The sequence below is a fragment of the Streptosporangium roseum DSM 43021 genome (genome assembly GCF_000024865.1).
Classification (GTDB): domain Bacteria; phylum Actinomycetota; class Actinomycetes; order Streptosporangiales; family Streptosporangiaceae; genus Streptosporangium; species Streptosporangium roseum.
On the sequence record NC_013595.1, the window covers coordinates 1,909,995 to 1,923,511 of the forward strand.

At 71.8% G+C, this 13,517-nt stretch carries 9 protein-coding genes; 2 read left to right on the forward strand and 7 right to left on the reverse strand.

Features of this window, described 5'->3' with window-relative positions:
* Window positions 1-7: 7 nt before the first annotated feature.
* The 5 genes from SROS_RS08635 to SROS_RS08655 form a co-directional block, all read right to left on the reverse strand.
* A complete protein-coding gene (locus SROS_RS08635) occupies window positions 8-2,482 on the reverse strand; it encodes an excinuclease ABC subunit UvrA (protein WP_012888527.1) in 2,475 nt (824 codons plus the stop codon).
* Between the two features lie 170 nt (window positions 2,483-2,652).
* Window positions 2,653-3,579: an ABC transporter substrate-binding protein gene (locus SROS_RS08640; protein WP_012888528.1), complete on the reverse strand. Its 927-nt coding sequence runs from the start codon at window positions 3,577-3,579 to the stop codon at window positions 2,653-2,655.
* Window positions 3,580-3,595: 16 nt separating this feature from the next.
* Window positions 3,596-4,588 carry an ABC transporter substrate-binding protein gene (locus tag SROS_RS08645; protein WP_012888529.1) on the reverse strand — a complete coding sequence of 331 codons (993 nt, stop codon included), beginning with the start codon at window positions 4,586-4,588 and terminating at the stop codon, window positions 3,596-3,598.
* Entirely contained in the window at window positions 4,585-6,549 is a 1,965-nt protein-coding gene (locus tag SROS_RS08650; protein ID WP_012888530.1) for an ABC transporter permease, read from the reverse strand. The genes SROS_RS08645 and SROS_RS08650 overlap by 4 nt, the downstream gene beginning before the upstream one ends.
* The gene (locus tag SROS_RS08655) at window positions 6,546-7,619 is read right to left on the reverse strand and encodes a quaternary amine ABC transporter ATP-binding protein (protein ID WP_012888531.1); all 1,074 of its coding nucleotides are present in this window, start codon (window positions 7,617-7,619) and stop codon (window positions 6,546-6,548) included. The genes SROS_RS08650 and SROS_RS08655 overlap by 4 nt, the downstream gene beginning before the upstream one ends.
* Before the next feature lie 362 nt (window positions 7,620-7,981).
* On the opposite strand from SROS_RS08655, the gene SROS_RS53805 reads away from it, so the two are divergent.
* Window positions 7,982-10,765: a sensor histidine kinase gene (locus tag SROS_RS53805; RefSeq protein WP_169369276.1), complete on the forward strand. Its 2,784-nt coding sequence runs from the start codon at window positions 7,982-7,984 to the stop codon at window positions 10,763-10,765.
* A gap of 22 nt (window positions 10,766-10,787) precedes the next feature.
* Window positions 10,788-11,219, forward strand: a complete 432-nt coding sequence (locus SROS_RS52060; RefSeq protein ID WP_012888533.1) for a DUF742 domain-containing protein — start codon at window positions 10,788-10,790, stop codon at window positions 11,217-11,219.
* Window positions 11,220-11,255: 36 nt separating this feature from the next.
* Here SROS_RS52060 and SROS_RS08670 read toward each other — a convergent pair whose 3' ends face one another.
* On the reverse strand, window positions 11,256-12,224 hold the full coding sequence (locus SROS_RS08670) for an SIS domain-containing protein (RefSeq protein WP_012888534.1): 969 nt from the start codon (window positions 12,222-12,224) through the stop codon (window positions 11,256-11,258).
* Window positions 12,225-12,356: 132 nt separating this feature from the next.
* On the reverse strand, window positions 12,357-13,511 hold the full coding sequence (locus SROS_RS08675) for an aminoglycoside phosphotransferase (RefSeq protein ID WP_148268995.1): 1,155 nt from the start codon (window positions 13,509-13,511) through the stop codon (window positions 12,357-12,359).
* Between the last annotated feature and the right edge of the window lie 6 nt (window positions 13,512-13,517).

Below are 13,517 nucleotides of genomic sequence, written 5' to 3' on the forward strand. Positions count from 1 at the left end.
CCGGCGCTCAGCCCGCGAGGAGGGGCCGCAGGTATCCCGCGGTCACACCGGGCCCCGCCGCGATCGTCGCCGGAGGGCCCTCGTTGACGATCCGCCCGCCCCTGTCGCCGGCGCCCGGTCCCATGTCGACGATCCAGTCGGCGCAGGCGGCCACGTGCAGGTCGTGTTCGGCGATGACGACCGAGTTGCCGCACGCGAGCAGCGTGTCGAACGCGTCGACCACGCGCTGCACGTCGGAGGGGTGCAGGCCGGTGACCGGCTCGTCGAGGATCACCAGGCCCCGGCCGCGGCTCCCGCCGCCCAGCATGATCGCGTTGGCCAGCTTCAGGCGCTGCGCCTCGCCTCCGGAGAGCTCGGTCGCGCTCTGGCCGAGCCGGAGATAGCCCAGACCGGCCTGCTGGGCGGCGCGCAGCGTCGCGGCGAGGTCGGCGCGTTCGCCGAAGAACTCGGCCGCCTCGTCCACGGTCATGTCCAGCACCTCGTCGACGGCCTTGCCGCGGTAGGTGACGGCGAGCAGCTCGGGGGTGAAGCGGCGTCCTTCGCAGACGTCGCACCCGACCCACATGTCCGGCATGAAGTGCATGTCCACCTGGCGCCTGCCGTAGCCGGCACACGCCTCACACCGGCCTCCGCGGGAGTTGAAGGAGAACGCTCCCGCGCCGAGCCCGCGGCTCCTGGCCGCCGGAGTGGAGGCGTAGAGCCTGCGGATCGTGTCGAACGCCTTGGTGTAGGTGGCGGGGCTGGAACGCGGTGTGCGGCCGATGGGGTTCTGGTCCACGACCGTCACCCAGTCGAGCAGCCCGGCGCCTTCGATCCGGGCGACGGCCCGCGGGCGCTCGCCGCGGAGCACGGCGTCGAGGCTCGCGCCGAGCGCCTCGTGCAGCAGGCTGCTCTTGCCGCTGCCGCTGACCCCGGTGATGCAGGTGAGCGCGTGGAGGGGGATGTCCACCCGGTCCAGGCGGACGTTGTGCGCCTGGACGCCGATCAGGCCGAGCCGGGGCGTCGTGGCGGGGTCGGAGCGCCGGGTCCGGCGGACACGGGGACCGCGTCCGCCGAGATAGGCGCCGGTGATCGACCGCCCGTCGCGGCTCAGCTCCCACGGCGGAGCGGACGCGACGAGCCTGCCGCCCTCGCGCCCGGCTCCGGGGCCGAGGTCCACCACCCAGTCGGCCAGGGCGATGAGCTCGGGGTCGTGCTCCACGAGCAGGACGGTGTTGCCCGCGTCGCGCAGGTCGTGGAGGATCTCGCGCAGCGGGTGCTTGTCGGCGGGGTGCAGGCCCGCCCCCGGCTCGTCGAGGACGAAGACGATCCCGGTCAGGTCCGTGTTCAGCTGGGCGGTGATCCGCGCCCGCTGGAGCTCGCCGCCCGACATCGACGGGGCGCTGCGGGTGATCTGGAGGTGCCCGAGCCCCAGCTCGACCATCAGCCGCACGCGGCGGGCCAGGCCGGGCAGGATGTCGCCGGCCACCTTCCGCTGCGTCGGGGTGAGCGTCGGTTCGATCGTGTCCACCCACCCGCGCAGATCCTCGACGGGGAGTCTGATCACCTCGGGATAGGCCAGGCCGGCGAGCCTGACCGTCAGGCCGACCTCGCCGAAGCCGGTGCCGCCGCAGCGGGGGCACCCGGTCCGGCGCATGAACCGGGCGTAGTGCTCTCTGGCCGCGTCGGTGCCCGCGGCGTCGTGAAGCCTGGAGACCTCGGAGACCGCTCCCCTCAACGGCACGCTGCGCTCGACGGTGACATCGGCGCCCGCCTTCCGCTGCTTGGTGGTGATCTTGTAGGTGATCGGCCCGTCACCCGTGCCGTGGAGCACCGCCCGCCGGAACTCCTCCGGCAGTTCGCGCCAGGGCAGAGCGAGGTCCGCGCCGTACCGCTCGGCGAGGGCCGGCAGCGCCCAGAACTCCCCGGAGTTGGCCCGGTCGAACCACGTCCCGGCGCCCGCGAGCAACGGCAGGTCCGGCCGGGTCACGATCCGATCCTCGGCCGGGCGCACCTCGACGCCCCTGCCTCCGCACGCCTTGCACCGGCCTTCCATGCTGTACCTGTCGAAATAAGCACTGGTCAGCCCGCGTAGCTCGGGGAACTCCCGGGCTTCGGGCCCCAGCGCCGGCATACGGGCGAACAGCAGGCCGAGGAAGTCGTCGACCCCGGTGACGCTGCCGAGGGTGGAGCGCGGGTTGCGGTTCAGCCGGCGCTGGTCCACCGCCAGGGTCGCGCCCAGTCCGGAGATCCGATCGACCTGCGGGCGGTTTCTGGGCGAGATGAACTGGCGGAAGAACGGCGAGACGCCGTTCAGATACCTCAGCTGGGCCTCGGCGTGCACCGTGTCGATGGCGAGCGAGGTCTTCCCGCTGCCGCTGACACCGGTGAAGGCGACGATCCTGTTTTTGGGGAAAGTGACGCTGACGTTCCGCAGGTTGTGGGTCCTGGCCCCGACGACCGTGATCACGTCGCCGTCGGGGGTGCCGTCCCTGTGGCTCACCGGTGCTCCTTCGGAGGTCGATCGCGGACGGACTCGGACGCGCGGAGCCGGGGAACGTCACCGAGGAGTGGTGCGGGGCGGCGGCCGGAGTCACGGACCACCCTAGACGATATTTTTGGGGTTGCTGCAAATTTGCAGCAACCCCATGTTTGTTGTGAAGGTCCGGAGGGTCAGGCGGGCATCCAGTCCTTCCACACGATCTTGTTCGCCTCGATCCACTTGCGGGCCGCCTGGTCGGCGCTCAGGCCGCCGGTCATGTCGTCCGCGACCGCGTTCTGCTGGTCGTTCGTCCACGTGAAGTTGCGCACCAGCTCGTAGGCTCTGCCGCCGGTGTCGGCGAACCTTCTGCTCACGATCTTGTCGAGCAGGTAGGGCGGGTAGTCGCAGGCGACCTTCGCGGCGTCGGCGTCGCAGCCGATCGCGTAGGGAGGGAGGTTGATCTTCGCCAGCTTGATCTGGGTGAACAGCCACTGCGGTTCGTAGAAATACATCAGCAGTGGCGTGCGGTTCCGGGTGGCCAGTTTGGCTGCCTTTATCAGGGCTTTCTCGCTGCCCGCGTAGACGACCTTGTAGTCGAGCCCGAGATTGCGGACCAGCGCCTCGTCGTTGGTGACGTAGGAGGCGTCCCCGTCGAGGAGTTGGCCGAAATTACCTGATTTATCGGTCTTAAATAGGTGGGCGTACTTGTTGAGCTTCCGCCAGTCAGTGATGTCCGGGTACCGGTCGGCCATCCACTGCGGGACATACCACCCGATCACCCCTTTGTTTCCGTTTCTTCCGGCCGAGACGGCGACCTTCTTCTCCTCGATGTAGGTCTTCTTCTCGGCCTCGCGGCCCCAGTTCTCGACGATGACGTCCACCGTGCCCTTTTCGAGCCCCTCCCACGATTCGGCCTCGTTGAGCTCCACCCTCCGCACCTCGTAGCCGAGCTCCTGTTCCAGGAGCCGGCCGAGGACGGCCGCGCTGGCCTCGTAGCCCGCCCACCCGTTGATGGCGATCTTCACGGTGCCGCCGGTCGGCGGGGGCGCCTCCCGCTCACCGCCGCACGCGGTGAGCAGGAGGAGCGCCGTGACGACCCCGGCGAGTTGTCTTCTCACGGAATCGGCCGATCGTTTACTTGGGGATCCAGGGGGCCCAGACGGCCGGGTTGGCCTCGACCCACTTCCTGGCCGCGTCCTCGGGGCTCAGCCCGTCGTTGGTGATGCCGTTGGCCACCGCGTTCTGCGCCTCGTTGGTCCAGGAGAAGTTCTTGACCAGCTCGTAGGCCTTGCCGCCGGTGTCGGCGAACCGTTTGCTCGCGATCTTGTCGAGATCCAGCTCGGCGTAGTCGCAGGCGACCTTCTTGGGGTCGGCGTCACAGCCGTCGGTGTGGGGTGGCAGGTTGACGCGGACCAGCTCGACCCGGTCGAACAGCCAGTGCGGGTCCCAGAAGTAGAAGAGCAGCGGCTTCCTCTGCCGCTGGGCCTGGGTGGCGGACTCGATCAGCGCCGCCTCGCTGCCGCCCACGACCACCTTGTAGTCCAGCTTCAGGTTCTTGATGATCGCCTCTTCGTTGCTGACGTAGGACGGGTCGCCGAAGAGAAGCTGACCCTTGCCGCCCGACTCCGAGGTCGTGAACAGGGCGGCGTACTTGTTCAGGTTCTTGTAGTCGGTGATGCCGGGATACTTCTCCGTCATCCACTTGGGGATGTACCAGCCGATGACGCCCTTGTTCCCGGTGGGGCCCGCCTCGACGGCGACCTTCTTCTCCTCGATGAAGGTCTTCTTCAGGTCGTCGTGGCCCCAGTTCTCCACGATGAGGTCGACGTCGCCGCTCTCGAACCCCTCCCAGGAGACCTGCTCGGCGAGCTCCTTCTTCTCGACCTTGTAGCCGAGCTCCTTCTCCAGCAGGTAGGAGAGCACCGCGGCGCTGGCCTCGTAGCCGGCCCACGGGTTGATGGCGATCCTCACGGTGCCGCCCGCGGCGGGCGTCGACGACCCGGCGGCGCCCGCGGACGTCCGCGCCGTGCCGGTGCCGGTCTCCACCTTGGCGCCACCGCAGCCCGCGGCGGCCAGTCCAAGTGTCAGGACACCGGCGAGCAGGCGGACCCTGCGTCCGATCCTCATGCGATCCTCTTCTTTCGGGGGGACTTTCGGGGGGAGGGGCACCCATCGGCGCCCTGTGTGATCCGGTCGAGCATGATCCCGAGCAGCACCGTGGCGACCCCGGCGGCGAAGCCCATGCCGAAGTCGGTGTGCTGGGAGAATCCGGAGACGACGTCGTAGCCCAGGCCGCCCGCGCCGACCAGCCCGCCGACCACGACCATGGCGAGCGTCATGACGATGCCCTGGTTGGCGGCGAGCAGGATCGCCCGGCGGGCCATCGGCAGCCGCACCTTCCACAGCAGCTGCCGGTCGGTGGAGCCGCAGGAGCGCGCGGCCTCCACGGCGACCGGGGACACGTTCCTGATCCCGTCCTCCACCAGCCGGACGACCGGCGGCACCGCGTAGATCACCGAGGCGAAGATCGCGGTGAACCGGGTCGCGCCGAACAGCGCCAGCGCGGGCAGCAGGTAGACGAAGGCGGGCATGGTCTGCGCGGTGTCGAGCAGCGGCCGTTGCACGGCGGCGAACCGGGGGGAGCGGGCCGCCGCGACGCCGAGCGCGAGCCCGGCGACCAGGGCCGGCACCACCCCGGCCAGCACGGTGGTGAGCGTCTCCATGGTGTGCTGCCAGAGCCCGAGCAGGGCCGTGGCGAGCAGGCAGCCCACCGCGGCGGCCGCGGGGCGCGCGCCCGCGGCCCGCCACCCGGCCGCGAGCACGACCGCCGCGACCAGCCACCAGGGGGCGGTGGTGAGCACGGTCTGCAGGGGGTTGAGGAGCGCTTCGGTGACGCCGTTCCTGATCGCCTCGGTGGCGCCGTACCAGGAGAACTTGGCCCAGTTCACCGCCTCGTTCACCGGTCCGGCGAAGCGGAGCACCCACTCCCGGGGGAACTCGGCGGGCAGGAAGCGGGCCGCGATCCCGGTGACCACGAGGATCGCCGCGGGGACGGAGAGCCGGAGCAGGGTGGAGAAGGCGTCGGACGGCACCGGCTCGCGCGCCGCGGCGGCCATGGTGATCCGGTCCAGCACGACGGCCATCACCACGATGGCGATGCCCGCCGGGAGCATGACGCCCACGTCGGCGCGGGAGAGCCCGCGGATGATGTCCGAGCCCAGCCCCGGTGCGGCGATCAGCGCCGCGATCACCACCATGGACAGCGCCATCATGACGGTCTGGTTGATCGCCAGCGCGATCGTGGCCCGTGCCATCGGGAGGTGGACCTTGCGCAGCGTCTGCCGGCGGGTGGCGCCGAGCGAGGCGGAGGCCTCGACGGCGGCAGGGGAGACCTGCTCGACGGCCAGCGCGGTGATCCTGATCGCCGGAGGGATCGAGTAGATCATCGTGGCGACCGCGGCCGACGCGGGCCCGATCTGGAAGAACAGCACCATCGGCGCCAGGTAGGCGAACGTCGGCATGATCTGCATGACGTCGAGGACCGGGGTGAGCAGGCGGCGCAGCCGTACCGAACGGCCCGCGGCCACGCCCAGCGGCAGGCCGATCAGCAGCGAGAGCAGGACCGCCGCGAGCACGAGCGCGAGCGTGTCGACGCTCGCCTCCCACAGTCCCAGCACCCCGAACGAGCCGGTTCCCAGCACGGCGACCAGCGCGATCCGCCAGCCGCCCGCCAGCTGGCCCAGCGCGCCCGCGGTCCCGATCAGCCCCGCCCAGCCGAGGCCGTCCAGCGCCAGGTGGAGGACGTCGTAGAGCCCGCCGACGGACAGCCGCACGTAGTTGACGAAGAACAGGAAGACCGGGCTCTCGTTGCGGTTGGCGTCCACCCAGTCCCGCACGTCGTTGACGGCCCCGAACTGTGCGGCGTCGTCGTCGTGGGGCAGCGGCGCGGTGCCCCGGAAGAGCAGATAGGCGGCCACGGCCACGGCCGCGCCGGCGAGCGGCGCCAGCCAGGGCGGCAGCGGCCCGCGGGAGCGGCGGGCGGGCGGGGCCGCCTGGGCGGGGGAGAGCGCGGCGGGTGGCGAGGTCATGCTCCGGCCGCCGGCCGGTGGGAGCCCGGTACGGCCGGCGCCGGGCCGCCGGCCATGGCCCCGAGGATGTCGAGGCGGTCGACCACGCCGATCAGCTCCCCGTCCCGCATGACGCGGATCGGCCGGGCCGACTCCATGGCGGCCGGCACCGCGTCGCGGATGACGGTGGAGGCCGCGAGCGCGGGGCCGTCGAGGTGGTCCTCCCGCAGCGGGGGACGGCAGATCCAGCGCAGCGAGAGCACCTCGCCTCTGGGCACGTCCCTGACGAAGTCGGCCACGTAGTCGTCGGCGGGGGCACCGACCAGCTCCTCGGGGGTGCCGAGCTGGACGATCGAGCCCGCCCGCATGATCGCGATGCGCTCGCCGAGCTTGAGCGCCTCGGACAGGTCGTGGGTGATGAACAGCATGGTCTTGCCGACCTCGCGGTGCAGGCGGACGACCTCCGCCTGCATGTCCCGGCGGATCAGCGGGTCCAGCGCGCTGAACGGCTCGTCGAACAGGAGCACCTCGGGATCCACGGCCAGTGCCCGGGCCAGGCCGACGCGCTGCTGCATGCCGCCGGAGAGCTGGTCGGGGCGGGCGTCGTCGGAGCCCTCCAGGCCGACCATGGAGAGGATCTCCCGGGCCCGCCGGTACCGTCGCGCCCGGGGCACGCCCTGCACCTCCAGCCCGTAGGCGACGTTGTCGAGGACCCTGCGGTGCGGCAGGAGGCCGAAGTGCTGGAAGACCATGCTGACCCGGTGCCTGCGCAGGTCCCTGAGCTGGGCGGGGGAGGCGGCCCGCACGTCCTGGCCGGCGATCGAGATCTCTCCGGCGGTCGGCTCGACCAGCCGGGTCAGGCAGCGGACCAGGGTGGACTTGCCACTCCCGGACAGGCCCATCACGACGAACACCTCGCCGGGCCGTACCGAGAAGCCGACGTCCCTGACGGCGGCGACGCAGCCGGTCCTGTCGCGGAGCGCGACCGGGTCGAGCAGCGCGTCGGGGCCGCCGAGAACGCGCTCCGCCCGGGGGCCGAAGATCTTCCACAGCCCGCGGACCTCGATCGCGGCACCGGCGGTTGGGGCCACTGTCTCCTCCAAAGCTCGACGCCCGGATTCGGGTGGCTACGGACGTAAGGAGTCAAGATATGGGGGAAATATCATGAATCACAATCATGTGATCTTCTGCGGACTGCCGAGTTATCGCCTGTCCGCCATTCTGGAACGGTGCAAACGGCCATATAGGCACGAGAAATACTTAATAAGAGTATTTGGGTGTCCGTAATTGGGGTTCCAGCCTGGAATGGAGCTCCAGATTCCATCCCTGCTGCCTCATAAGTAATCATTTGTGGAGCTGTGTTCGATTGGCCCCATAGGTTGAGATGTGCTCGAATTACCGGGAACCAAGGGAAATTCGGCCAGCGGGTTCGTCCACCGAGAGGCAGCGTTCGGTGAGTGCACACAACATCGAGGGTGCGGGGAGCGGGTTGCGCCTGCGGAACTGGCGGGTGCGCTCCAGACTGGTCGCGCTCATCCTGGTCCCCACCGCCGCGGCGGTGCTGCTCGGCGGCGTCCAGGTCTTCGCCTCCATGCGTGCCGCCGCCGACTACCAGCAGGTCAACGACCTGGCCAGGCTGTCGGACCACATCGGCGCGCTCACCCACGAGCTGGCCGAGGAGCGCGACCACACGGCCTGGTTCATCGCCCTCGGCCGCCCGGCGCGCGAGGCGGAGGCCGTACGCACCCGGATGAACGCGGTGGACGCCGCGGTGACACACGTCCGCGACAGCGGCACCCTGCTGCGGAAGGCGGTCACCGGCCGGACCAGGGACGAGGTCGACACCGTGATCACCCGGCTGGACGACCTCGGGCCGCTGCGGGACCAGGCGCTGAAATCGACGCTGCTGCCCGACGCCGCCATCGACGCCTACTCCCTGGTGATCGCCGACCTGCTCTCCCTCCACGACGAGCTCGGCAAGGGCAGCGCCGACGACGTGCTGTTCGGCCAGGCGCTGACCCTGGACGCGCTCGCCCGCGCCAAGGAGGCCGCCTCGCTCCAGCGGGCCCTGCTGGCGGTGGTACTGGTCGCCGGCCGGTTCGAGCAGGAGCAGATGGAGAGGTTCCTCGGCGCGCTCTCCTCCGAACGCAACGAGCGCAGGACCTTCGCCGCCGAGGCCGGAAGCGAGCGGCGCCGCCTCTTCGACGAGACCGTCAACGGCCGGACCGCCGACCGGGCCGAGTTCCTGCGGGAGCTGGTCCTGCTCCGCGCGGCCTCCGGGGCCTCGCTCAAGGGCCTGGACCTGGCCGAGGAGGACGACGCCAGGCAGTGGTACGACGCGGCGACCGTCACGATCGACCGGATGCGTGACGTCGAGCAGCGCCACGCCCAGGACATCGTCACCCGCAGCCAGGAACTCGGCGGCGCCGAGCAGAGCCGCGCCCTGCTGGTCGCCGGATCGGTCGCCGGCCTCCTGCTGGTGGTGTTGCTGATCACCACCGGGGTGGCGCGCTCGCTGGTCAGGCCGTTGCGGCGGCTGCGCCGGGAGGCGCTGCGGGTCGCCGGAGAGCGGCTGCCCGCATACGTCCAGCAGGTCCGCGAGTCCCGCGACGGCGAGATCATCGCCGAGGTGCCGCCGATCGGGGTCATGTCCCGCGACGAGATCGGTGAGGTCGCCCGGGCGTTCGACGAGGTCCACCGGGAGGCCGTACGGCTGGCGGGCGAGGAGGCCAAGCTGCGCAACACGGTCAACGCGATGTTCGTCAACCTCTCCCGCCGGAGCCAGACGCTCGTGGAACGCCAGCTCACCCTGGTCGAGCGGCTGGAACGCGGGGAGCGCGACGACCAGCGCCTGGCCGACCTGTTCAAGCTCGACCACCTCGCCACCCGCATGCGCCGCAACAGCGAGAACCTGCTCGTCCTCGCCGGCCAGGAGGTGGCGCGGCGCTGGCGGCAGCCGGTCGAGCTGATGGACGTCGTCCGGGCCTCGCTGTCGGAGGTGGAGAACTACGACCGGGTGACGGTCCAGGTCCAGTCCGAGGCCGCCGTGGCGGGGCCCGCGGTGAGCGACGTGGTGCACCTGCTCGCCGAGCTGGTGGAGAACGCGGTCTCGTTCTCGCCGAAGGACAGCAGGGTCGTGGTCTCCAGCAGCCGGATCGACGGAGGCGGCGTGATGATCTCGGTGACCGACCAGGGCATCGGCATGGTGCAGGAGGAGCTGTCGCAGGCGAACTGGCGCCTGGCCCACCCCCAGGCCGCCGACGCCTCGGTCGCCCGCCGCATGGGCCTGTTCGTGGTCGGCCGCCTCGCGCTCAAACACGGCATCCGCGTCCAGCTCCGCCCCCAGGGCACCGGCCTGACCGCCATGGTCCTTCTACCGGAAGGGCTCCTGGCCTCCCTGCCCGCCTCGCCCCAGCCGGCCGTGCCGCTCCAGCCCGCGATGCCCGCCCCGGCGGGGACCGGGGGGGTCCGCGGCACCCTTCCTGGCGGCGCCCGTCGCGCCGGACGCGGTGGCCGTGCCGCCGCAGGCCAGAGCTCGATGGGCGACCGGGCCGAACGTGTGGAACCCACCCGCGCGCACGCATCCCGTGCCGCCGGAGGAGGGCCGGTCCCTCCAGTCGCCGTCCCGCCAGCCCGGAGGCCGCCCGGACCTGCCGGACGCCGACGTCACCGGGTCGCTGCCCAGGATGGAGATCTCGGCCCTGGACCAGGAGGAGGACTTCCTGCCGATCTTCGCCTCGGTGGAGTCGGGCTGGTTCCGCGTCGTCACCCCCGCTCCCGCCGACGGGGCAGGGCAGCCCGGCGAGCACCCTCCCGCCGAGGCCGCCGACCCCGCCGAGCCCGCTCCCGCCGAGCCCGCGGTCTGGTCGTCCCCCGCCGACACCGGCTGGCAGGCCGCCCAGGCCGCGAGCGTGCCCGCGCTCGGCGGGACGACCACGTCGGGCCTGCCCAGACGGACCCCCAAGGCGAACCTGGTGCCCGGCTCGGTGAACCCGCTCCCCGGTCCGCCCCAGCCGCCGCAGCCGGCGGTCCCCATCTCGGCGGAGCGGGTCCGCAGCCGGATGTCGAGTTTCCAGCAGGGCGTGCGCAAGGCCCGCAACGAACTCCCGAAGAGGGAGAGCTGAGCTGTGCAGGACGGATTCGGGAGCGGCGGACAGGGGCCGGGAGACGGCTACGGCCCGTCGCGGGAGGAGTCCTCGGGGTACGGGGGGCCGTGGGGGGAGCCTCCCGGGTATGACGCGGGGCGGGGGCAGGCACCCGTGCACGGTGCGGGGCAGGGGGAGAGTCCCGGGTATGACGCGGGACGGGGGCGGACTCCCGGGTACGACGGCTCGCCGTACGGCGAGCCGCCCGAGGAGGAGAGCTCGCTGGTCCGGATGTACACCGTCACCGGTGGCCGGACCGCTCCGCGCACCCAGCTCGCCATGGAGGCCCTGGTCTCCTCCGCGACCTCCGCCCAGCTCGGCCTGTCCTACATCCGCGAATACCGGGTCATCAGCGAGCTCTGCCGCCAGATCCGGTCCGTCGCGGAGATCTCCGCCCTCCTCGGGGTCCCCCTCGGCGTGGCCCGCGTCCTGGTCTCGGACATGGAGGCCGAGGGGCTGGTCCGCGTCCACCATCCCCAGATCGACCAGGGTGGCCCCGGCCTTCACCTGCTGGAACGCGTCCTCAGCGGGCTGCACCGCCTGTGACGGCGGCGGCCGTACGGGCTCCGGGAGGGGCGGAGGTCAGCTCTGGGCCAGCCACCAGTGGGCGGCGACCAGCTCGGCCACCAGGGTCTCGGTGAGCAGGGCGACGTCGGCGTCGTCGTCGTGGAGGTAGCGGACGGAGGCCCTGGCGTCCGGCAGCTCGCCGCCGACGGTGAGCACGGTGGAGCCGCGCCGGCGGATCCAGTCCATGGCCTGCTCGTCGTAGCGGGAGCCGGGGAACATGACGGCGCGGTAGTCGAGGGTCTTGGTCAGGTAGACGTCCACGTGGGACCAGTCGCCGGTCTCGCAGGCGTCGGAGGCGCGGCGGGGCCCCTCCCGGAACATCAGGGCGGACTGCTCGGCCGAGGACAGCCGCTCGGCTGGGGCGATCGTGTAGACCCCGGCCGGGCCGTCGAGCAGGGTCATCGCCGGATCCAGCCACTGGCCCCGGCGCTCCAGCAGGTCGGCGGTGGCCTCGGCCGTACGGCGGAGCAGGCCGGGCACGTCCGCCCCGGCGCCGGACGCGCCGGTGAGGCGGTTCTGCAGGGCCATGAGCAGGCCGATGGTGTGCTGGAAGGTCCGGCAGGACACGCCGCCGCGCTCCTCGCCCGCGACCATCGGCACCACCAGGTCGGCGCCCTCGGTGATCGCCGAGCCGGGCCTGTTGGTCATCGCCAGGACAGGGGAGCGGCCGCGGTAGCGGGCGACCGCGTCGAGGGTCTCCCTGCTGCCACCGGTGGCAGAGACCGCGACGACCAGGGTGTCGGGGGTCGCCGGGTAGGAGACGGAGGCCGAGGCGTATTCGGCGACGGCGTCGACGCCCACGGAGCGCAGGCGCAGCGCGGCGACCCCGGCGGCATACCGGGAACTGCCCATGCCGAGGAAGAGCACCCGCCGGATCCCGGCCGGGAGCCCCTCGAACGGGTCGCCGGACTCCAGGGCGCTCGCCAGATCGGCCAGCGCGGCGGGCTTGGCCTCCAGATCGGCGAGGTACAGCTCGGGGTTCACTTTTTCTCCTTGGGTTCAGTTGGCCGGCGCCCGGATTCCGCCGGCCGGCACGGGGATCGATCGGACACCGGGTCCGGATCCGGCGGGGTCACGGTTGCCGGAGGACGGTCCTGCCGCCGGAGGACGGTCGTGTCACCGGTACCAGGACCGTAGGACGCCCATGGGGGCGTAACGCCAGCGGGGCAGGTGGCGGGCGGCGTAGATGAGCTCCCTGCACTCCTGCTCGATCTCGAATGGGCGCAGCAGGGAACGGTCCAGCAGGGAGGCGTGGCCGTGCTCGGCGAGGCGGGCGAGGTAGGCGGTCTCCAGCGCCTCGCGGGCGGCGACGGCCCACGCGGAGATCACGAGGGGGTGGGCGTCGCGGCGCTTCACGGCGACCTGGCCGACGTGTTCCAGGCTGGTGATGAGCTGGGCGAGGTCGCGGGCGGCGGGCTGGAAGGGGTCGGCGCCGGTGACCGTCGGATTGCCGTCGAAGTCGATCACCGCGTAGCCGTCCCGCCAGCGCAGCGTCTGGCCCACGTGCAGGTCGCCGTGGATGCGGATCAGCGGGGTGGCGTCCGCCCAGGCCAGGGGGGCCAGCTCGGCGCGGAGCGCGTCGGCGTGGGCCGCGAGCCAGTCGCCGTCCTCGCCGTCGGTCAGCGCGAGCGCCTCCTCCAGGGCCTCTCCGGCACGGACGGACCAGGCGGTCGTCCCGGTCTTCGGGACGGCGGGCGTCTGCCGTACGGGGTCGGGGAAGGTCGCGGACGGGGTGGCCATCGCGGCGTGCAGGTCGGCGGCCAGGACGCCCAGGTCGGCGGCGAACTCCGTGCCGCCGGAGACGGCCTCGTCCACGCACCACTCCCAGCCGTCCCTGGCGTCGGGAAGGTAGGCGGTGACCAGGGCGAGCAGCAGCTCGCCGTCGTCGCCGCGCCGGGAGACGGCCGCGTACGGCGTGGCGGTGGCGGTGAAGCCGACCGAGGTCAGGTGGGCGAACACGTCCGGGGTCGGCTGGGGGAGCGGCGCCGGTGGGGTGAGCCACTTGACGACCACGCTCTCGCCGACGACAACCGAGCGGTTGGTCTGGTCCACGTCGAAGCCGCGCTCGGTGGCCGGAAAGGGGCCGTCAGCCGGTAACAGTTGAACGTCGATTGAAAAACCTGGTGCCGACAGGTCTGGCAGCGGGTGGAAGTGGCGGACCGTGAACGGGCTGGAGGCATCGCAGCTCAGGGCCGCGACGAGCTCGCTGGTCCGCCCGTCGCCGGCGCGCGGCACGGTGTCGAGCCGATCCCATATTGAACGCTGATTCAACAAACA